Genomic DNA, 19,393 nt, shown 5'->3' on the forward strand with positions numbered 1-19,393 from the left:
CCCATGGCCACCCGAGCCGGTCCGACGGATCGACCCCGCCTGTCCTCAGCCGAGTTCGACGTGCTGTACCGACGGCTGGCCGCTCGCGCCGCCTGGGCCGGGGGCGAGCGGGGCGCTCTGGCGGCGCTCACCCCTGCCCGGGTGCTGGCCGCCGCCCGCGAGGTGCGCACAGGCCGGACGGTCACGCTGGCCGCGCCGGTGCAGACCGAGTCCGGCCCCGACGATCCGGAACCCGCCGAGCACCGGATGAGCGCGTGGCCGCGGCAGCACGGCGAGGCCGCGAGCGGGCTCCACTTCGCCATGGACCGCTTCGCGATGAACGTGCACGGGGACGCCGACAGCCATGTCGACGCGCTGTGCCATGTGGTCTACGACGGCACACTGCACGGCGGCGTGAGCGCGCACACCGTCACGGCGGACGGCGCGGACGCGCTCTCGATCGACACGGTTCACGACGGGATCGTCGGACGTGGCGTGCTGCTGGACGTCCCGCGGCTGCGCGGCGTGCCGTGGCTCGAACCGGGAGAACATGTGACGGCCGACGACCTCGGCTCGGCCGAGAGCGCCCAGGGCGTCCAAGTGCGCGAGGGAGACCTGCTGTTCGTCCGGGTCGGCCATCGCCGGCGCCGGGACGAGCTGGGCGCGTGGCAGGCGACCGAGGCGCGGGCGGGCCTGCATCCGTCCGCGCTGGAGTTCCTGGCCGACCGCCGGGTCGCCGTGCTCGGGAGCGACGGGAACAACGACACCGCGCCGAGCTGCGCCGAGGGCGTCGGCTTCCCCGTGCATGTGCTCGCGATCCACGCCATGGGTCTGCTGCTGCTGGACTGGCTGCAGTTCGAGGACCTGGCGCCGGTCTGCGCGGCGCAGGGGCGCTGGTCGTTCCTCTGCGTCGTCGCTCCGCTGCGGCTGCCGCACGCCACCGGCTCGCCGGTCAACCCGATCGCCGTCCTGTGAGGTCCCGCGGACCTGGGGCAGGTGACATGTCATGGGGACAGCTCGCGCGGCGCCCACCGTCGTCGTGGTCATGGGGGTCTCGGGCTCGGGCAAGTCCACCGTGGGCCGGCTGCTGGCGCAGCGGCTGGGGCTGCCCTTCCTGGAGGCGGACGACCTCCACCCGGCGGCGAACCGGGCCAAGATGGCCGCGGGCCGTCCGCTCGACGACGAGGACCGCCGGCCCTGGCTGACGGCCCTCGCCGACTGGATCCGGGAGGCGACGGACTCCGGCCGGGGCGGAGTGATGGCGTGCTCGGCTCTCAAGCGCGACTACCGCGATGTGTTGCGCAGGGCGGGCGCGGGCGTGTGGTTCCTGCACCTGGCGCTCGACCGGGCGTCCGCCGCCCGCCGGGTCGCCGCACGCGTGGGCCACTTCATGCCCCCCGCGCTGGAGGACTCCCAGTACACCGATCTGGAGCCGCTGCAACCGGACGAGGCGGGACTCACCGTCGATGCGACGGCGACCCCGCGGACCATGGTCCAGGAGGCGGCGGAACGGGTGCCGGACAGCGGTTGAGGCGTCGACCGGCCGGTGCTCCCGAGTCGCCGATCCCCACCTCGCCCCGTAGCTTCGAAGTAGGTCCGGGTAATTCCAACCGCCCTGGCGGGCGTTACTGCACACGGGACTCGGCATGGCTGACGACCACTACGACGTCATCATCATCGGCACCGGAGCGGGGGGCGGAACGCTCGCCCACCGGCTGGCCCCGACCGGCAAGCGGATCCTCATTCTGGAACGCGGCGGCTATCTGCCGCGGGAGCGGGACAACTGGGACTCCACCGCCGTCTTCGTCAAGGGCACCTACCGTGCCCCGGAGTTCTGGCGCGACAAGCACGGCGACGACTTCCCCCCGGAGGTCAACTACTACGTCGGCGGCAACACGAAGTTCTACGGCGCCGCCCTCTTCCGGCTGCGGCCCGAGGACTTCGGCGAACTGCGCCACCACGACGGCGTCTCACCGGCCTGGCCGATCCGCTACGAGGATCTGGAGCCGTACTACACACAGGCCGAGCAGCTCTACCTGGTGCACGGCCGTCACGGCGAGGACCCTTCCGAGGGGCCGACGAGCGGCCAGTACCCGCACCCGCCGGTCGAGCACGAGCCGCGTATCCAGCAGCTCAGCGACGACCTGGAGAAGCAGGGGCTGCACCCCTTCCACCTGCCCATCGGCGTGAACCTCACCCAGGACGAGAACGGCGACGCCACCCGCTCCAGCGCCTGCATCCGCTGCGACCGGGTCGACGGCTTCCCCTGCCTGCTGGGCGCCAAGTCCGACGCCCAGGTGATCTGCGTCGACCCCGCGCTGGAACACGACAACGTCACGATGGTGACGAATGCTCAGGTACGGCGGCTGGAGACCGACCCGACGGGACGCACCGTCACCGCGGCCGTCGTCGGACGTGAGGACGGCACGACCGACCGGTTCAGCGCCGACATCGTGGTGGTGGCCTGCGGTGCGGTCAACTCGGCCGTGTTGCTGCTGCGTTCGGCCAACGACAAGCACCCGGGCGGTCTGGCCAACAGCTCGGACGTCGTGGGACGCCACTACATGCGGCACAACAACCTGGCCCTGATGGCGGTGTCCAAGGAACCGAACCCCACCAGCTTCCAGAAGACCCTTGCCCTGCACGACTGGTATCTGGGCGCGGACGACTGGGAGTTCCCGCTGGGCGGCATCCAGATGCTGGGGAAGTCCGACGCCGCCCAGATCCACGGCGAGGCCCCGCGCTGGGCCGGCGCCGTCTCGCCCGACATGCCGTTCGAGACGCTGGCCCACCACGCGGTCGACTTCTGGCTGTGCGGGGAGGACCTGCCTCTGCCCGGCAACCGGGTCACCCTCGACGAGGACGACCGGGTCCGTCTCACCCTCGACGAGAAGAACAACGTCGCCGGGCTTCATCGCCTGCGGCACCGACTGCAGAAGATGCTGGGGCACTTGGGCATGCACGAGCACCATCTGCTGTCGCACAGCATCTACTTGCACAAGGGCATGCCGATCGGGGCCACGGCGCATCAGGCGGGCACCGTGCGGTTCGGTGACGACCCGAGGACCTCGGCCCTCGACGTCGACTGCAAGGCCCACGACCTGGACAACCTCTACGTCGTGGACACCAGCTTCTTCCCGAGCATCGGCGCGGTGAACCCGTCCCTCACCGCCATCGCGAACGCACTGCGGGTCGGCGACCGCATCGCCGCGCGGCTGAACTGACCGCGACGACCGCTGACGGCCGCGTGCGGGACGGGCCGGCGGAGGGCCGTCAGCAGTCGTCGCCGGGCACGCCGGCGGCCCCGGTGTCGGCGTCCGTCAGCGGCTCCAGTTCGCCCATGGTGTCGAGCCGGTAGAGCAGCACCAGAGCCGGGCCGACCACCACGACGGCGATGACCGTGACGATCGCCAGCCAGCGCAGCGTGTGCGGGGCGCCCGCGCCCTGGGCCACCGTCAGCGAGGTCGGCAGCAAGTAGGGCCGTTGTGCGAAACCCCAGGCGCAGACGGTCAGGGCGACCGCCGCCACCGAGGTGTGGCGGGTCAGGCCGTGGGACCGGCGCAGCAGGAGCAGCACCGTGGCCAGCCCGCAGACCGCCGCGAGGATCACCAGCACCAGCCCCCAGCCGCCGGTGAGGCCCTTCCAGACGTAGGGCGCGTCGTCGTGGGTGACGGGCAGGGCGACGAGCGCGAGGACGACGACGACGGCGAAGGCGCACAGCGCGCGCACTCTGAAGTAGCCGACGAGGTCGTCGCCGCCGTACCGCCGGGCGTCGGAGGAGAGGAACACCGCTCCCAGGAACGCGACGGCCGCGATGGCGAGCAGGCCCGTCAGCACGGACGTCGGATTGGCCCAGGCGTCCGCGGAGGCGGCGGTGCCGGCCCTGACCCGGCCGGAGGCGATCGCGCCGAGCGCCGCTCCGAGGAAGAACGGCGTGAGCAGCGACGCGACGGCGAACATCGCGCCGTAGACCCGCCGTTGGGCCAGCCGGTGGGTGGGTTTGCGCAGGGCGAAGCCCGCTCCCCTGAGCACCAGTCCGACGGCGGCGAGGGCGAGGGGCAGCCACAGGGCGGTGAAGACGGCCTGGAACATCGTCGGGAAGCCGGTCCACATGACGACCAGGACGAAGATCAGCCAGACGTTGTTGGTCTCCCAGACGGGCGCCATGGCGTGGTCGATGAGCCATCGGGGCCGTCGGCCGCGTTCCGCTCCGCCGGCCAGCAGGTCCCACAGGCCCGCGCCGTAATCGGTGCCCCCGGCGCAGGCGTAGGCGGCGATCGCGAGCACCATCACCCAGGCCGCGAGTTCGGCCATCATGGCGCGCCTCCCGGGGAGCGGTCGGAGCCGTGTCCGGGTGCGCTCCGGGCGGGCTCGGGCCCTCGGGGGCCGTAGGGCGTGTCGGTCTCGGGGGCCTGGGGGCCGGTCCCCGCGGCACGGCCCTCGTCGGCGACGCGCCAGCGCGTCCGCATCTTCAGGACGACCGCGAGGAACGCGCCGAAGACGGCCGCGTACACGACGACGACGATGCCGAGCATCGCCCACAGCGAGGCGGGACGGGTGGAGGTCACCGCCTCCGAGACCCTCATGTGCTGGTAGACGATCCAGGGCTGCCGGCCGACCTCCGTGGTGATCCACCCGCACTCCACGGTCACCAGGGCCGCGGCCCCCGCGACGGCGGCGCAGCGGAAGAACCAGCGGCTGCGGGGCAGGTCCCGGCGCCGCAGCCAGCACCAGCCGTACCACAGGGCGAGCAGGATCAGCAGGCTGCCGATGGTGACCATGATGTCGAAGGCCCAGTGCGCGATGGTGGCCTGGACGGCGGTGGGGCGGTCGGCGGCCGGTACCGACGTCAGCCCGGTCACCTGAGTGCTGGGCTTGAAGCCGGCGAGGATGGAGTCCAGTTGCGGGATCTTCATCCCGCCCACGATCGTTCCGTCGCTCTTCAGCCGGCCGAACATGTACTCGGGCACATGGGTGTCCGTCTTCCAGACGAGCTCCATGGCGGCGAACTTGACCGGCTGCTTGTGGAAGACGGCCCGGGCGGCGGAGTCGCCGAGCATGAACTGGACCGGCGTGAGGATCGCCGCCACGGTGAACGGCACCGTGAAACCCAGCCGGTGGTAGCGGTCGCGGCGTCCGCGCAGCCAGCCGACCGCGTACACACCGGCGACCACATAGGCGGCGGTCAGGAACATCGCCGCGACGAAGTGCCAGTACTCCGCGCCGAAGATCGGTGTGAAGACCGCCCGCCGCACGTCCACCTGGACGGGATCGCCGTGCGCGTCGAGGGTGAAGCCCCGCGGGGTGTTCATCCACGAGTTGGCCGCGATGATGCCGAACGCGCCGAGCATGGCGGTCAGCGGCAGCGGCGCGGCCAGCCAGAAGTGGGTCCAGGGCTTCAGTCGGCGCCAGCCGTAGAGGTAGACCGCGATCAGCACGGCCTCCAGGAAGAACGCCCAGGCCTCGACGCCGAACCCGAGGCCGAACACATCACCCCAGCGGCCCAGCATCCCGGGCCACAGCAGGCCCATCTCGAAGGAGAGGACGGTTCCGGTGACGACGCCGATGGCGAACTGGACCGCCATCACCGCCGACCAGCGCCGCGCCAGGGTGAGCGCGACGGGGTCCTCGCGGCGGAGCCCGCGGTAGTGCATCAGCAGGACGAGGAACGGCAGCGCCACGCCGAACGGGACCAGCAGGATGTGCATGCCGAGGGTGAAGGCCATCAGCTCGCGCGCCGGCAGGAGTTGGGGCGGGGTGTTCGCCAGAAGGTCCGCTGTGCTGAGCATCTTCGTTCAGCCGCCGGTGGCGAAGCCGGGGAAGAGCGTCATTCCGCCGTCGACGTAGAGCGTGGTGCCGATGACGTAGTCGAGCAGGTCGGACGCCATGGCGACGACGGCGTTGGCGATGTCGTCCGGGTCGCCCACCCGGTCGTACGGGATGAGGCGCAGCAGGTCGGCTTCGGCGTCGGGGGTGGACCAGGCGTCGCGGTTGATCGGGGTGCGGATGGCGCCGGGCGCGATCGCGTTGACCCGGATCCGGTGGGGGGCCAGCTCCTGGGCGAGGGTCTGCATGAGCATGGACACACCTCCTTTGGAGGAGGCGTAGTTCACGTGCCCCGCCCACGGGATGATCTGGTGGACCGAGCTCATGCAGATGATCTTCCCGGCCGCCCGGGACACCTCCGGCACCACACCGCGCCGCATGAACTCCTTGGCGGCCTCGCGGGCACAGAGGAACTGGCCGGTCAGATTGACGTCGATGACCTTCTGCCACTGGGCGAGCGTCATGTCGGTCACGGCGGCGTCCCGTTGCAGGCCCGCGTTGGCCACCATGATGTCGAGGGTGCCGAACTCCTCGACCGTCCGGGCGACCATGGCGACCACCTGGTCCTCGTCGGAGACGTCCGCCTCGTGGGCGTAGGCGCGTACCCCGAAGTCCTTGATCTGCCGTACGACGTCGTCCGCCTCCTGCGCACCGGCGACGTAGTTGACCACGACGTCCGCTCCGGCCCGGCCGAGGGCGACGGCGGTCGCGAGGCCGATACCCGAGTTGGCGCCGGTCACCAGGGCCTTCTGGCCCTTGAGCAGCGGCACGGACATCGCTCGGCGGTACTCGTCGGCCTTCTCTGCCATCACGTCTCTCCTTCGAAGCTCCGAGGACGGTCGCGTGCCCGGCTTTGCGACCAAAGCACCCCGAGTCACGGCGAGGAGAGCACGGCGCGCCGCGCGGCCGCTCACGTCACACGCTCGGGCTACGCGTCGTGGAGACAGCGGACGGGCGGCAGGGAGGGACCACCTGTCGACCGGAGCGACCGGAACGGCCCGCCGCGGACTCCGGCGGGCCGTCGGTGACGGGCTTGGCGGGTTGTGTGAGTGCGGGTCAGCGGATCACGAACGTCGTCACGCTGCGGGCGGGGAGCGTCGCGGTGAAACCGTTGTTCGAGACGCCGGTCGCGGCCTGGGAGGCGACGTTCCTGCTCGCGTCGGTGAGCCAGGACGCGACGCTGGAGGCGGTGCCGCCTGCCAGGGTGAAGCGCTGACTGACCGCGGAGGCGCTCTTGTTGACCACGACGGCGACCGTGGAGTTGTCGCCCCGGTACGCCGAGACGTACACGTCCGACACCGGCTTCGCCGTCGCCTCGACCCGTGTGTAGCCGGGCCGGACGAACCTGGCGAAGTGCGCCATGGCGGCGCCGCGCTTGCTGATCCTGCCGTCCTCGCGCATGGGGCCGTAGCCACGCCGGATGTACCACCAGATGTACGCCTGGAACTCGGCGTCCACCATGGCGCGATGGATGTGCTCGCCCACGTCGAGCGCCTGGGGCCAAAGGTCCGCCGAATCGGTGCTGTTGGGGTAGTAGACCTCGGTCATCCAGAGTTCCTTGCCCGCGCCCTTCTGCTTGAAGAGGGGGTAGGGGAAGTTCCCGGACGACGTGCCGTAGAGGTGGGCCCCGATGATGTCCGTGTTGGCCAGCGCCACCGGGTCGTTGAGGATCGGGTCCGAGGCGTTCTTCAGGTACTGGAAGGACTCCGGCGCGATGACCCTGGTGCTGATCACACCGGCGTTCTCCCGCAGGAACCGGACCATCTCGGCGGGGGTCCACCAGGTCCAGTCGTGCGCGTAGTCGGGCTCGTTCTGCACCGAGATGCCGTACAGATTGACGCCGTTCTGCCGCATGAACACGGTGAAGTCGTTCAGGTGGGCGGCGTAGGCGCCGTACATGGTGTAGCGCAGGCGCTTCGCGTTGGTCTGGCTGCCGCGGACGAAGGTCTCGACCATGTTGGCGGGAGGGTTCCACGGTGACGCCATGACCGTCGCCCCGAGTTCGACCGCGCGCTTGGCGGTCGCCAGGTCACGGCTCCACGCCGACCGGTCCTCGGGGACGGGGATTCTCAGCAGGGAGAAGCCGAGCTTGCCGTCGCCGCTGCCGAACGCCGTGTCCCGCTGGGCGGCGGTCAGGTCGCCGATCCAGGCCGAGTGGGTCATGCCGCCGAAGCCCCGGATCGTCTGCCGCCGCGCCGAGGGGTCGATGACCGCCGTGGCGGCGATGGTCGCGGCGGAGGCTTCGGCGGCTCCCGAGGCCGACGCCGCGGCGGTGAGGATCGGCAGGGCTCCCATCGTCGCCAGGACGGTCCTCCGGCTCGGTGCTCTGCGCTCGCCGCTCTCGGGCTCGTTCCGACTCTCGGTCATGTCCCCTCCTCGTGGCTGCCGGTCAGACCTCGGGAACGCGAGTGTGGGAGCGCTCCCAATTCCCTGACATAGTGTCAGGACAGTGGGCGCAGCGCATCGGTCGTGCACACGGAATCCTCGCCTCAGGGGCCGCCGGGATCAGGAGGGCGGGGGGCGGGAGCGGGCTAGGGCGTGTTTCGGAAGTAGCGTCGTCCGCCCGGAGGGCGGGGCTCGCGGCGGCGATGGGGGCACCTCCCGCGCGAGTTCGGTTCGAGCGTGGGGGAGCGTGCGATCGCAAGGCGGAGGGTCGCCCTCGTACTGGGCGTACGAGGGCGATCCCGACAACGCGGCGAGCGCGCGTGCCAGGCGCCGCGAGCCTGGGGGCACCTCCCACGCCCTCAGGGCAGTGGGGGAGGGACTTTCGAAACGCGCCCTAGGGCGGCAGATGCCTCGAACCGGCTCCCCGGCTCAGCCGGCGGCGGCCGCCAGCAGACCGGGCAAGTCGCGCATGTCGTCGAACACGACTGTGTCCGGCCCTTCGAGCCGCGAGGCCGGAGTGAGTCCGCCGCAGTATCCGAAGGCCCGCATCCCGGCGGCCCGCGCCGCCCGCACCCCGTACGCGCTGTCCTCGACGACCGCGCACCGCTCGGGGCGGACGCCGAGGGTGCGGGCGGCGTGCTGGAAGAGGTCGGGGGCGGGCTTGCCCCGCAGGACGTCGGCCGCGCTGAAGACGCGCCCCTCGAAGTGGTGGAGCAGACCGGTGAGCGTCAGACTGCGCCGGATGCCGGTGTGTCCGCCGTTCGACGCGACGCACACGCCCATGGCGAGACGGTCCAGAGCGTCGGCCACACCGTCCACGGCGGTGAGCTCGGCCTCGATGGCCTCCTCGTAGAGATGCTCGTACCGCCGCTCCCAGCCCTTCTCCAGCCGCCGGCCGAGCCGTTCCTCCACGGCCGCGGTGTAGACCTCGTTGGACGAGCCGACGAACCGTTCGACGATCTCGGCCTCGGTGAACGCGCACCCCAGGTCGGCCATGACCACGGCGTCGACCTTGACGCATATCCGCTCGCTGTCGACGAGCACCCCGTCGCAGTCGAAGATCACCAGTTCGACGGGGCTCCGCATCATGATCGTCAGATTAGACGAGGCCCCCCTCCGGGGAACAGGGCTCGCCCCGACGCGGATGGTGGGCGAGCCCTGTTCGCCGGGATCGATTCTCGGCGGTGGGGGCGGAGGGGGCCACGGGTGCGCTCGGGGGCGGCGTGGTGAATCGGTCACACCCCGTGTGAGGCGCACACCGCGAGAGGCGCCTGCCCCGTGTGAGGCGCACACCGCGAGACGGCGCACGGGTCGTGCGCCCGGCGCGCGGGCCGGTGCCCCCATCGGGGCGCGTGACACGCCGCCCGGTGGGGAAGGCGCACCCGTGACGGGCTCCGGCGGCATGCCGTGGGCCCCGCTTGATCGCCCACCCGCCGTCGACGACGATACTGGCAGCCGTACGTCGTCACCCCGCCCTCCGAATGGACTCATGCTCACCTCCCCGCCCGTCCCGCCACCGGCTCCCTCGACGGTGTGGCTCGCCCGCGGCCGTCACACCGGACCGACAGCGCCGGACGTCCTCCGCAAGAACCTGCAGTCCCTCAAGGACGACGGGACGATCCTGGACTTCCATGAGCTGTCCGGGGCCGACGTCACCGACGGGGAGCTCGCCTTCGAGGCCCGTTGGGTGCTGCCCGACGACGTGACCGTCCGCGCCCGGCTGACGCTCGCGCAATGGTCGGGGCGCGGGCAGGAGTGGACGCTGGCCGCGGAGGCGGAGCGGCCCTGGGACCTGCGGTGGCCGTCGCCCGCCGAGATGTTCTGGCCGTGGGACGCCGACACCCCGTGGGGCCAGGAGACGGTCACCGGCCAGCGGTACCTGGACATCAACCCGCTCCCGGACGACGACAAGGACGTCAAGCGCACACTGCGCGGCGCCCTGCGCGACACCTGGACCATTCACGTCCTGGTGCACGAGGCCATGACCCCCGACGAGCGCGGCCGTCGCTCCCTGGTGCCGCTCCTCCCCCCGGGACTGCACCACCGCGTCGTCGAGCACCGTGCCGCGCCCCACCAGCTGCGCACCGTGAACTGGGCGCTGCGGGACGCCGGCGTGGAGCTGCCGCGCGGCGGCGCCGTGGTGCTTCCGGGCTCCCCCGCCCCGGCCGGCTACGACGGCGCGGACTATACGGTGCGCAACATGTTCCTGGACGGCACGCATCCGGCCGAACTCCTGGACGCCGTGGGGCGGTTCGCAGATCTGCCCCGGCCGCTGCCGGACGGCGGCGAGGTCGCGCTGACCACGCTGCGGGAGCAGTGGCAGCTGCTGACCATGGAGGAGGAGCTGGCCCGGGAGCGGCAGCTGGTGGCGATGTACTCCGAGGCGCTGGAGGCGATGACGCAGTCCCGGGACCTGTACCGGGAGGCCGCCGAGCACGCCCACGAGGCGCTCGCCGCCTACCGGGAGGCGGCCGCGGCCGGCGAGCGCCCCCCGCCGCAGGCCAAGGCGACCGGGTCGCCGTTCCAGCAGCTGGGCCGGACGCTGGAGCGGCTCAAGGTCACGGCCATGGGCCTGCGCCCCCTGCCCTCCCCCAGGTCCACGCCTGCGGAGCAGGAGGGGCTCGACGAGCAGGACGGACCCGCCTCGGAAGCCACCTCACGGGCCCCGCGGGAGCCTTCGGAGGCGGGCGCTCAGGACGGCGTGAACGACAGCGTGAAGAGGCTCGCGCCGGAGCTCGCGCCCGTGAAGGACGCCCCGGCGGAGCAGCAGGCGGCCGACCGCTAGTGCCGTGACCGGAAAGGACAGCCGGACCGGTGAAACCTTTCCGGTCACGGCACTGGCAGCCGGACCGGTGAACCCTTCCGGTCACGGCACTGGCAGCCCGGGCCGCACAGGCCCGGGTCCCCGGCGTCACGGCCGCTCCCCCGCCCGTCACCCACCGCACCCGGCCCCTCACCCCTCGCGCCCGTTCCCGAATCCTCACCCGCCCCGACGTGTCGGTCCGCGCCCGCTGGATACGCGGTCTCCACGGCAGCGGCAGCACGGGTCCTGAGGAAGGGGTCCAGACATGGGCAGCGAGCACGGCTCCGCGGGCGGCGATCCCGCGCCGCCTCCCCACCCCCACCGTTCGGCCGCGACTCTGCGCGTCAACGGCAAACCGCACACCCTCACCGTCGATCACCGGCGCGTCCTGCTGGACCTGCTGCGGGAGGACCTGGAGCTCACCGGCGCCAAGAAGGGCTGCGACCACGGGCAGTGCGGCGCGTGCACGGTCCTGGTGGACGGACGGCGGGTCAACAGCTGTCTGCTGCTCGCGGTGACCCTGGACGGCTGCGACGTCACGACCATCGAGGGGCTGTCCGGCGACGGCGAGGAACCGCACCCGTTGCAGCGGGCGTTCATGGAGCGCGACGCCTTCCAGTGCGGGTACTGCACGCCGGGGCAGATCTGCTCGGCGGTCGGGGCCGTCGCCGAGGCGGAGGCGGGTCATCCCTCGCACGTCACGGACGCGGGTGCGCCGGCCGGGCCCGTCGCGCTGAGCCGGGAGGAGATCCGTGAGCGGCTGAGCGGCAACCTGTGCCGGTGCGGGGCGTATCCCCGCATCGTCGACGCGGTCGAGGACGTGATCCGGTGAAACCCTTCGCCTACGTACGGGCCGGCAGCCTCGCCGAGGCGGCGGACGCCTACGCCGCGCACCCGGGAGCCCGCTATCTGGGCGGCGGCACCAACCTCGTGGACCTGATGAAGCTCGGCGTGGAGCAGCCTTCCGCGCTCATCGACGTCACCCGGATCCCGATGGACGAGGTGACGGAGCTGCCGGACGGTTCGGTGCGGGTCGGGGCCCTGGTCCGCAACAGCGACCTCGCGGCGCACCCCCGGATCCGTGAGCGCTACCCGGCCCTGTCACAGGCGCTCCTCGCGGGCGCGTCCGGGCAGTTGCGCAACGCGGCGACCACGGGAGGCAATCTGCTCCAGCGCACGCGCTGCCCGTACTTCCAGGACGTCTCCAAGCCCTGCAACAAGCGTGCGCCGGGCAGCGGCTGCGGCGCCCTGGAGGGTGTGCACCGCGACCACGCCGTGCTGGGGCACTCCGAGCGGTGCGTGGCCACCCATCCGTCGGACATGGCCGTGGCCCTGGCCGCGCTGGACGCGGAGGTGGAGCTGTACGGGCTCGCGGGGGTGCGCCGGGTGCACGCGGCGGAGTTCCACCGGCTGCCCGGCGACCGTCCGGAGCTGGACACCGTCATCGAGCCGGGGGAACTGGTCACCGGCGTGGTGCTGCCGGCGGCGACGGCAGGGCTGCCGTCGGCGTACCGCAAGGCCCGCGACCGGGCGTCGTACGCCTTCGCGCTGGCCTCTGTCGCCGCCGTGCTGGAGGTGCGGGACGGCGTCGTGGCGCACGCGGGGATCGCGTTCGGGGCGTTGGCGCACCGGCCCTGGCGGGCCCGGCGGGCCGAGGAGGCGCTGCTGGGCGCGGCCCCGACCCGGGCGGCGTTCGAGCACGCCGTCGGTCTCGAACTGTCGGCGGCGCGGCCCCTGCGCGACAACGCGTACAAGGTGCCGCTCGCCCGCAATGTCGCCGTCGACGTCCTGACGCGGCTCGTGCCGCCGGGGCCGCCGGGGGACTTGCCGCGCGTTCCGCACGGGGAGGAATCATGAGCGGCGCGTCGGTGGGCGCTCCCGTCGAGCGGCGGGAAGGGCGCGAGAAGGTCACCGGGGCGGCTCGCTACGCGGCTGAGTTCGCCTCTCCGGGACGGTTGTTCGCGCGGCCCGTGCCGGCGGCGGTGGCGCGGGGCCGGGTGACGGGCGTGGACGTCTCGGAGGCGCTGCGGCTGCCGGGCGTCGTCGACGTGCTGACACACGAGAACGCGCCGCGTCTGGGAGAGCCGGACGACGCGACCCTCGCCGTCCTCCAGGGCCCGGAGATCCCGCACCGGGGCTGGTGTGTCGCCCTGGTGGTCGCGGAGAGCTTGGAGGCGGCCCGGGAGGGGGCCGCCGCCGTGCGCGTCTCCTGCGCGCGGGAGCCGCACGACGTCACCCTGTCCGCCTCGCATCCCCGTGCGTACGTCCCCGAGAAGGCGAACGGCGGGTATCCCGCGGTCACCGAACAGGGCGATCCCGAGGGGGCGTCGGCGGGTGCGGCCGCCCGGGTGGACGTCGGCTACCGGGTGCCGCCGCTGCACAACCATCCCATGGAGCCGCACGCCAGCACCGCGCGGTGGGACGGTGAGCGGCTGACCGTGCACACCTCCAGCCAGGGAACCACGACCGTGCGGGCGGTGCTGGCCGGGCTGTTCGGACTGACGGAGGACCGGATCACGGTGGTCGCCGAGCACGTCGGCGGCGGCTTCGGGTCCAAGGGCACACCCCGGCCGGACGTGGTGCTGGCGGTGATGGCCGCCCTGCGCACCGGCCGTCCGGTCACGGTCGCCCTGCCCCGCCGCTTCCTGCCGTCGACGGTGGGGCATCGGGCGCCGACCGTGCACCGGCTGCGGCTGGGCGCGGACGCGGACGGCCGGCTGACCTCCCTCGTCCACGAGGTCGCCACGCACACCTCGCGGATCAAGGAGTTCGTGGAGCAGGCGGCGACGCCCGCGCGCGTGATGTATGCCTGCCCGGCCGTGCGCACGCTGCACCGCGTGGTGGCGCTGGACGTGCCGACGCCGTCGTGGATGCGGGCGCCCGGGGAGGCGCCGGGCATGTACGCGCTGGAGTCGGCGATGGACGAGCTCGCCGTCGAGCTGGGCATGGACCCGGTGGAGCTGCGGATCCGCAACGAGCCGGAGACCGAACCGGAGAGCGGACGGCCGTTCAGCAGCCGGCACCTCGTCGAGTGCCTGCGCGAGGGCGCACGCCGGTTCGGCTGGGAGGGGCGCGACCCCCGGCCGGGGACGCGCGCGGAGGGGCCGCTGCTGATCGGCACGGGGGTGGCCGCGGCGACCTACCCGGTGCTGGTGGGGCCCTCGACCGCCTCGGCGCGGGCGCTGCCGGACGGGGGTTTCCTCATCGAGACGAACGCCACCGACATCGGCACGGGCGCCCGTACGGTGCTCGCGCAGATCGCCGCCGACGCCCTCGGCGTCCCGCCGGAGCGGGTCCGGGTCCGGGTCGGCAGCAGCGATCTGCCGTCGGCGTCGCTGGCGGGCGGTTCCTCCGGCACCGCCTCCTGGGGCTGGCCGGTGCACGAGGCGTGCACCCGGCTCGCGGAGCGCCTGGCCGCTCATCCCGGGCGGATCCCCGAGGAAGGGCTCGTCGAGCACGCCGACACGGCCGGACGGGCGGACGCCAAGTCCCCTTACGCCCGGCACGCGTTCGGCGCGCACTTCGCCGAGACGGCCGTGGACACGGTGACCGGTGAGGTGCGGGTGCGGCGTCTGCTGGGCGTGTATGCGGCCGGGCGGATCCTCAACTCCCGTACCGCGCGCTCCCAGTTCGTCGGCGGCATGACCATGGGGCTCGGCATGGCGCTGACCGAGGGGAGCACCGTGGACGCCGCCTTCGGTGACTTCGCCGAGTCGGATCTCGCGTCGTACCACGTGCCCGCGCACGCGGACGTGCCGGACATCGAGGCGCACTGGATCGAGGAGCACGACCCGCACCTCAACCCGCTGGGCGGCAAGGGGATCGGCGAGATAGGCATCGTGGGCACGGCTGCCGCGATCGGCAACGCGGTCCACCACGCCGCCGGCGTACGGCTGCGCGAACTGCCGCTCACTCCGGACCGGGTGCTGGCGGCGATGAACGCTCTGTGACCGGGCAGCGACGGCCCGGGCGAGGGGCGGGACGGGTCAAGGTGACCTGAGCGAGCCCGGGGCGGCCCCTGCCGTTCATCCGCCGGCACGCCGATCATCGGACATTCCCGGCCACTCGGGCGCGGCGCGCGTGTGACATCCGCCTCACCGGCTACCGTCCGGCCCGGTCGCCGATCCGCCGTCCGGTCATCGCGATATTCCCACCGGAAAGGGGGAATTCGGGAATCGAGTACGGGGAATTCGACAGCCGGGGGGAACCCGAGCCGGGGGAAGAGCGGACGCCGCGCGTCGGACCGCACACAGGGAGGGCCCGTGGATACGACCACCACGCTCGTCGCCGTCGCGGCGGTGCTGGCGGCCGCACTGTTCGTCGCGGCCGCCTGGGTGCTGATACGCCTGGTCAGGACCCGTCGGGGTCTGCGCAGGGCGGGCCTGCCGACGGGTTCGCGCTGGGTGTTCTGGGGCGCGATCGCCTACTTCCTGCTGCCGGTCGACGCACTGCCCGACCCGGTGTATCTCGACGACATCGGAGTCCTCCTGCTCGCCCTGCGGTCGCTGCGCCGGACCCCCGGCGACTCCCCCGACGGGGCCGGAGCCGTCAACTGACGGCCCCAGAAGGAATTTTGGGCTTTTTCAGGACCCATCACCCCAGCTCAGCTGCCTGCGCCGGACCCGGAATCCGTGATGATCACGGAGAGTAAGGAAACCAAGCACCCGTTCGATTCGTATAAGTCACTGAAGGTCGCACCACCAGCGGGCCCGAGTGACGTCGCACAGCGGCACCGCTTGATCGAGGCAGTACCGACGAGGGAGAAACCGATGCAACCGTTCGCGCTCAACTACGCACGCCCCGCGGCGGAGTTGGAGTTCGCAACTCCGTACGCCTACGACCCCGGTCTGCAGTTGAACGTGCTCCTGGACGGCCGGATCGCCGCTCGTGACCACGCCCTGCTGAGAGAACTGGGGACGACCACCTCGACGGCGGGCTCCAAGACGCACTTCGACGACTGAGCGCGGGCCACGAACATGACCGTGCTCATCATGACCTGCGAAGAGGACGTCACGGCGGACATGGTGGTCGTCCACCTGAACGCCGCCGGTGTCCCCGTCGTACGGCTCGACCCCGCCGATCTCACGCACACCGTCGCCCTCTCCGCGGAGTACGTGCACGGAGCGTTCCGGGGCCATCTGTCGTCCGCCGGACGGCTGGTGAGTCTCGACTCGCTGCGGTCCGTGTGGGTCCGCCGGCCCGGAACGGCCGCGGCCCGGGCTCCCCAGCCGTCCGCGTGGCTCACGGAGGAGGCCTCGCAGGCGCTGTACGGGATGCTCCGGGGCAGCGGGGCGCGCTGGATGAACCATCCGGACGCGGCCCGGCGGGCCCGGCACAAACCCTGGCAGCTGCGGCTCGCCCAGACCAGCGGCCTGCCCGTGCCGGCGACGCTGATCACGACGTTCCCGCAAGCGGCCCGGGACTTCGCGGAGCGCTACCCGGACCTGGTGGTCAAGCCGGTGTCGGGGGCGCATCCGCAGGACCCGCCCCGGGCGGTGCCCACCACGCGCGTTCCGCCCGGCGCCGACTTCGCCGCCGTGGCCTACGGCCCCACGCTGCTCCAGCGCCGGGTCGCCAAGCGGGCGGACATACGGCTGACGGCGGTGGGCGACCGGCTGCTGGCCGCCCGCAAGGCCACGGACCCCGACGGCGATCCCGACGCGGTGGACGTGCGCTTCGCGCCCTCGACCGAGCCGTGGCGCCCGGTGGAGGTGCCGCCACGACTCGCCGACTCGGTGCGGACATATCTGCGGGAAAGTCAACTTGCTTACGGAGCCTTCGACTTCGCCGAGGACGCCGACGGTACATGGTGGTTCCTGGAGTGCAACCAGTCCGGCCAGTTCGGCTTCGTGGAGGTGGAGACCGGCCAGCCGATCGCCCGCACGATCGCGCAATGGCTGGCCGGCCCCGGACCGGACAACGACTCCCGGCACGTGGACTGCTGTGGCTCGGCGGTTCCCTGAGTCACGTCGCCGGATTCGGCGCCGCTGAACAGTCACCCGGCCCGGCGCGACGCCGAGCCCATGTCGGATCACCCTCACGCGCGGGCTCAGACGGCCACGAAGAGCCCGCTCTCCTCCTCGGTCCCCCGCTTCGGCCCCGGGATCGCCGGCCCCCGTACCGCGGCGGCGAGCAGCTGGTCCGCCGCGTCGACGGCCTCACGCACGTCGGACGTGCCCATCAGCACGCACAACGTGTAGGTGACGTCCTCCAGTTCACGGGCCGTCTCCGGCCGCTCCTGCTCCGCCTGCGCGATCTTCAGCGCCGCGAACCGGGTCAGCAGCGTCCTGACGGCCTTCGGGTCCGGAACGATCACGAGCGCCCCTCTCTCCAGGTGTAGTGGGCAGCGTGTGCCCGGAACTGGGCGAATCATGCGCACCGGAGGAACAAATCACCTTCCAGGGGCACAATTTCAGCCACATGGCTCCGTGATGGACCGTCAGGCGATGTTCTTCGGCTGGGGCCGACAGCGGCCGTTCAGGTGCTCCGGTTCCGTTCGTCCGGTCCACGGCCCCGCGAGGATCCCTATTCTCGACCCCGTTCAGGCGACAGACGTCGCGCCGCCGCGGACAGCGGGAGAGCAGACCGGTGCACTCAACCCCCGACGAGCCCCCGCCTTCCGGCGAAGTCCCGGCGGTAGAAGGCAGGTTGACGGATGACGGCGCATCAGGCACGACTGCGGCCTCCACGGCCCTGCGGGACCTGCTGGCGTTCGAGGACGGGAACGCGCTGCGTCTGCTGTGCGCGCCCGAGGGGGACGCCGTCGTGCACCGGATCGCCGTCGGCATGGACGACCTGGCCCCCGGCCGGCCCGGCACGCTGCTGCTGGCCGTGGGCGCGGCCCCGGACGCCGCGACCGTGCGCGAGGCGGCGCTGCGGGGCGCCTGTGCCGTCGTCCTGGGCGAGCCGCCACCCGCGGCGGAGTCCCTCGACGCCGCTCGCGAGGCCGGTCTCGCCCTCCTCGTGCGCGAGGGCGGGGTCGGGTGGGCCGCGGTCGCCGGGCTGCTGCGGTCCGCCCTGTCCTACGCCCGGGCCGGACTCGACGACGCCGGGGACGCGGTGCGCGGACCGGAGGCGATCCCGTCGCTCGCGGCGCTGGCCGCACGGGTGGCCGCGTATGTGAGGGGGTCGATCACGATCGAGGACACGCAGCTGCGCGTGCTGGCGCACTCCGCCACCGGCCCCGACGCCGACCCGCTGCGCCGCGCGGTGATCCTGGGCGGCCGGGTGCCGGACTGGCGGGTCGCCGAACTGCGCCGCAGCGGTCTGCTGCGCGCTCTGTGGACCGCCCGGGACGTCCTGCACCGCCCCGCCGACGGCGACACACCCGAGCGGCTGGTGGTGGCCGTCCGCAGCGGGCGGGAGGTGCTCGGGTCGATCTGGGCCGCCGCGGACGGCACGGCCCTCGCCCCCGACGCGGCCCGCCACCTCCGCACGGCCGCCGGCCTGGCCGCCCCGCTGCTCGTCCGGGAGCGGCTGCGCGAGAGCGGCACGGCCCACCGCCGGGAGAACGCCCTGCGCGGGCTGCTGCACGGCGTGGGGGACCGCCGTACGCACGCCTGGTCGCTCGGGCTGTCCCCGGACACTCCCTGCGCGGCGGTGGTGGCCGAGCGGGAGCCGGCGCGGGCGGACGACCGCGCGCTGGAGGTCCTGGTGCTGGAGCTCGCCGCGCACCGCCCGGGCACCGGGGTGCTGCGCGACGGCGACCGGCTCGCGCTGCTGGTGACCGTCGACGCGTCGGCCGCCGATCACGAGGCCGCCGTCCTGGCCGTCGTGCGCGAACTCGACGCGGCGGTGTCGTCGTCGCCGGACTGCGCCCCCGTGTGGCTCGGCGTCGGCCCGGTGGGGCCGCCGGAGCGGGCCGCGGAGTCCTACCAGCGGGCCGTGCTCGTGATGCGGGCACTGCGGGAGCGGGAGGCGCGGGCCGCGGCGACGGGAGCTCCCCGTCCGGCGCGGTACGCGGACGCCGCCGGGGCGGGCGCGGCGGTCGAGGCGCTGCGGATCCTGGACGCGGTGCGGCCGGTCTGGGAGTCCGGCGACGGCCCGGTGCACGAGCTGATCCGGGCCGATCTGGCCGGCGGCGGGGAGCTGGTGCGGACCCTGGCGGCGTACTTCGACACGGGTGGCGACGTGACGGCGGCGGCCGGGCGGCTCGTCGTGCACCCCAACACGCTGCGGTACCGGATCGTCCGCCTCCGCGAGCGGGACGGGGTGGACCTGGACGATCCGGACACACGGCTGCTGCTCACCCTCGCCGCCCGTCTGGCCACCGCCTCCCCGCCTTCGTGACGGCGACGGGCCGCCCTTTGTGCGTGTGCACGAAGGTTCCGGCCGTCTTTGTGCGGTCGGCCGAAGACGCGGAGACCGCCCCGGGGCGAACCTGGAGGTACCGCCCGGGCC

The 19,393-nt window shown here is 72.9% G+C and carries 17 protein-coding genes; 11 read left to right on the forward strand and 6 right to left on the reverse strand.

The window, feature by feature from the left end; translation table 11 throughout:
• Window positions 1-3: 3 nt before the first annotated feature.
• From ACIRS4_RS09920 to ACIRS4_RS09930, 3 genes are all read left to right on the forward strand, one after another.
• Window positions 4-954 (forward strand): cyclase family protein, encoded by a 951-nt coding sequence (locus ACIRS4_RS09920; RefSeq protein WP_404192591.1) that lies wholly within the window; start codon window positions 4-6, stop codon window positions 952-954.
• Between the two features lie 31 nt (window positions 955-985).
• Window positions 986-1,510, forward strand: a complete 525-nt coding sequence (locus tag ACIRS4_RS09925) for a gluconokinase (RefSeq protein WP_404192594.1) — start codon at window positions 986-988, stop codon at window positions 1,508-1,510.
• 115 nt (window positions 1,511-1,625) lie between these two features.
• The gene (locus ACIRS4_RS09930; RefSeq protein WP_404192597.1) at window positions 1,626-3,203 is read left to right on the forward strand and encodes a GMC oxidoreductase; all 1,578 of its coding nucleotides are present in this window, start codon (window positions 1,626-1,628) and stop codon (window positions 3,201-3,203) included.
• Between the two features lie 49 nt (window positions 3,204-3,252).
• Here ACIRS4_RS09930 and ACIRS4_RS09935 read toward each other — a convergent pair whose 3' ends face one another.
• The 5 genes from ACIRS4_RS09935 to ACIRS4_RS09955 form a co-directional block, all read right to left on the reverse strand.
• Complete coding sequence (locus ACIRS4_RS09935; protein ID WP_404193095.1) at window positions 3,253-4,293, reverse strand: cytochrome d ubiquinol oxidase subunit II; 1,041 nt, start codon at window positions 4,291-4,293, stop codon at window positions 3,253-3,255.
• Complete coding sequence (locus ACIRS4_RS09940; RefSeq protein WP_404192600.1) at window positions 4,293-5,768, reverse strand: cytochrome ubiquinol oxidase subunit I; 1,476 nt, start codon at window positions 5,766-5,768, stop codon at window positions 4,293-4,295. The genes ACIRS4_RS09935 and ACIRS4_RS09940 overlap by 1 nt, the downstream gene beginning before the upstream one ends.
• Window positions 5,769-5,774: 6 nt before the next feature.
• On the reverse strand, window positions 5,775-6,614 hold the full coding sequence (locus ACIRS4_RS09945) for an SDR family oxidoreductase (protein WP_404192603.1): 840 nt from the start codon (window positions 6,612-6,614) through the stop codon (window positions 5,775-5,777).
• A 247-nt stretch (window positions 6,615-6,861) separates the two neighbouring features.
• Window positions 6,862-8,172 carry a glucuronoxylanase gene (locus ACIRS4_RS09950; protein WP_404192606.1) on the reverse strand — a complete coding sequence of 437 codons (1,311 nt, stop codon included), beginning with the start codon at window positions 8,170-8,172 and terminating at the stop codon, window positions 6,862-6,864.
• Between the two features lie 447 nt (window positions 8,173-8,619).
• Window positions 8,620-9,279: an HAD family hydrolase gene (locus ACIRS4_RS09955; RefSeq protein ID WP_404192609.1), complete on the reverse strand. Its 660-nt coding sequence runs from the start codon at window positions 9,277-9,279 to the stop codon at window positions 8,620-8,622.
• Between the two features lie 400 nt (window positions 9,280-9,679).
• Here ACIRS4_RS09955 and ACIRS4_RS09960 point away from each other — a divergent pair, with 400 nt between their 5' ends.
• The 7 genes from ACIRS4_RS09960 (at window position 9,680) to tgmB (ending at window position 16,956) form a co-directional block, all read left to right on the forward strand.
• Window positions 9,680-10,975: a hypothetical protein gene (locus tag ACIRS4_RS09960; protein ID WP_404192612.1), complete on the forward strand. Its 1,296-nt coding sequence runs from the start codon at window positions 9,680-9,682 to the stop codon at window positions 10,973-10,975.
• A 283-nt stretch (window positions 10,976-11,258) separates the two neighbouring features.
• Window positions 11,259-11,825, forward strand: a complete 567-nt coding sequence (locus ACIRS4_RS09965; RefSeq protein WP_404192614.1) for a (2Fe-2S)-binding protein — start codon at window positions 11,259-11,261, stop codon at window positions 11,823-11,825.
• On the forward strand, window positions 11,822-12,850 hold the full coding sequence (locus tag ACIRS4_RS09970) for an FAD binding domain-containing protein (protein WP_404192617.1): 1,029 nt from the start codon (window positions 11,822-11,824) through the stop codon (window positions 12,848-12,850). The genes ACIRS4_RS09965 and ACIRS4_RS09970 overlap by 4 nt, the downstream gene beginning before the upstream one ends.
• Window positions 12,847-14,943, forward strand: coding sequence for a xanthine dehydrogenase family protein molybdopterin-binding subunit (locus ACIRS4_RS09975; RefSeq protein ID WP_404192620.1), 2,097 nt, complete (start codon window positions 12,847-12,849; stop codon window positions 14,941-14,943). The genes ACIRS4_RS09970 and ACIRS4_RS09975 overlap by 4 nt, the downstream gene beginning before the upstream one ends.
• Before the next feature lie 312 nt (window positions 14,944-15,255).
• Window positions 15,256-15,549: a DUF1232 domain-containing protein gene (locus ACIRS4_RS09980; RefSeq protein WP_404192623.1), complete on the forward strand. Its 294-nt coding sequence runs from the start codon at window positions 15,256-15,258 to the stop codon at window positions 15,547-15,549.
• Between the two features lie 213 nt (window positions 15,550-15,762).
• Window positions 15,763-15,954, forward strand: a complete 192-nt coding sequence (gene tgmA / locus ACIRS4_RS09985; protein WP_352251714.1) for a putative ATP-grasp-modified RiPP — start codon at window positions 15,763-15,765, stop codon at window positions 15,952-15,954.
• A gap of 15 nt (window positions 15,955-15,969) precedes the next feature.
• Window positions 15,970-16,956 carry an ATP-grasp ribosomal peptide maturase gene (gene tgmB / locus ACIRS4_RS09990; RefSeq protein ID WP_404192626.1) on the forward strand — a complete coding sequence of 329 codons (987 nt, stop codon included), beginning with the start codon at window positions 15,970-15,972 and terminating at the stop codon, window positions 16,954-16,956.
• A gap of 86 nt (window positions 16,957-17,042) precedes the next feature.
• Here the strand turns inward: tgmB and ACIRS4_RS09995 are convergent, their stop codons facing one another.
• A complete protein-coding gene (locus tag ACIRS4_RS09995) occupies window positions 17,043-17,309 on the reverse strand; it encodes a DUF5133 domain-containing protein (RefSeq protein WP_404192628.1) in 267 nt (88 codons plus the stop codon).
• Between the two features lie 332 nt (window positions 17,310-17,641).
• On the opposite strand from ACIRS4_RS09995, the gene ACIRS4_RS10000 reads away from it, so the two are divergent.
• The gene (locus ACIRS4_RS10000; RefSeq protein ID WP_404192631.1) at window positions 17,642-19,282 is read left to right on the forward strand and encodes a PucR family transcriptional regulator; all 1,641 of its coding nucleotides are present in this window, start codon (window positions 17,642-17,644) and stop codon (window positions 19,280-19,282) included.
• Window positions 19,283-19,393 lie beyond the last annotated feature (111 nt).

It is taken from the genome of Streptomyces sp. NPDC101166 (genome assembly GCF_044768125.1).
Classification (GTDB): Bacteria; Actinomycetota; Actinomycetes; order Streptomycetales; family Streptomycetaceae; genus Streptomyces.

Coding starts and splice junctions, on each gene's coding strand:
- ACIRS4_RS09920 (WP_404192591.1), top strand. CDS start 4: ATGGCCACCCGAGCCGGTCCGACGGATCGACCCCGCCTGTCCTCAGCC.
- ACIRS4_RS09925 (WP_404192594.1), top strand. CDS start 986: ATGGGGACAGCTCGCGCGGCGCCCACCGTCGTCGTGGTCATGGGGGTC.
- ACIRS4_RS09930 (WP_404192597.1), top strand. CDS start 1,626: ATGGCTGACGACCACTACGACGTCATCATCATCGGCACCGGAGCGGGG.
- ACIRS4_RS09935 (WP_404193095.1), bottom strand. CDS start 4,293: ATGGCCGAACTCGCGGCCTGGGTGATGGTGCTCGCGATCGCCGCCTAC.
- ACIRS4_RS09940 (WP_404192600.1), bottom strand. CDS start 5,768: ATGCTCAGCACAGCGGACCTTCTGGCGAACACCCCGCCCCAACTCCTG.
- ACIRS4_RS09945 (WP_404192603.1), bottom strand. CDS start 6,614: ATGGCAGAGAAGGCCGACGAGTACCGCCGAGCGATGTCCGTGCCGCTG.
- ACIRS4_RS09950 (WP_404192606.1), bottom strand. CDS start 8,172: ATGACCGAGAGTCGGAACGAGCCCGAGAGCGGCGAGCGCAGAGCACCG.
- ACIRS4_RS09955 (WP_404192609.1), bottom strand. CDS start 9,279: ATGATGCGGAGCCCCGTCGAACTGGTGATCTTCGACTGCGACGGGGTG.
- ACIRS4_RS09960 (WP_404192612.1), top strand. CDS start 9,680: ATGCTCACCTCCCCGCCCGTCCCGCCACCGGCTCCCTCGACGGTGTGG.
- ACIRS4_RS09965 (WP_404192614.1), top strand. CDS start 11,259: ATGGGCAGCGAGCACGGCTCCGCGGGCGGCGATCCCGCGCCGCCTCCC.
- ACIRS4_RS09975 (WP_404192620.1), top strand. CDS start 12,847: ATGAGCGGCGCGTCGGTGGGCGCTCCCGTCGAGCGGCGGGAAGGGCGC.
- tgmA (WP_352251714.1), top strand. CDS start 15,763: ATGCAACCGTTCGCGCTCAACTACGCACGCCCCGCGGCGGAGTTGGAG.
- tgmB (WP_404192626.1), top strand. CDS start 15,970: ATGACCGTGCTCATCATGACCTGCGAAGAGGACGTCACGGCGGACATG.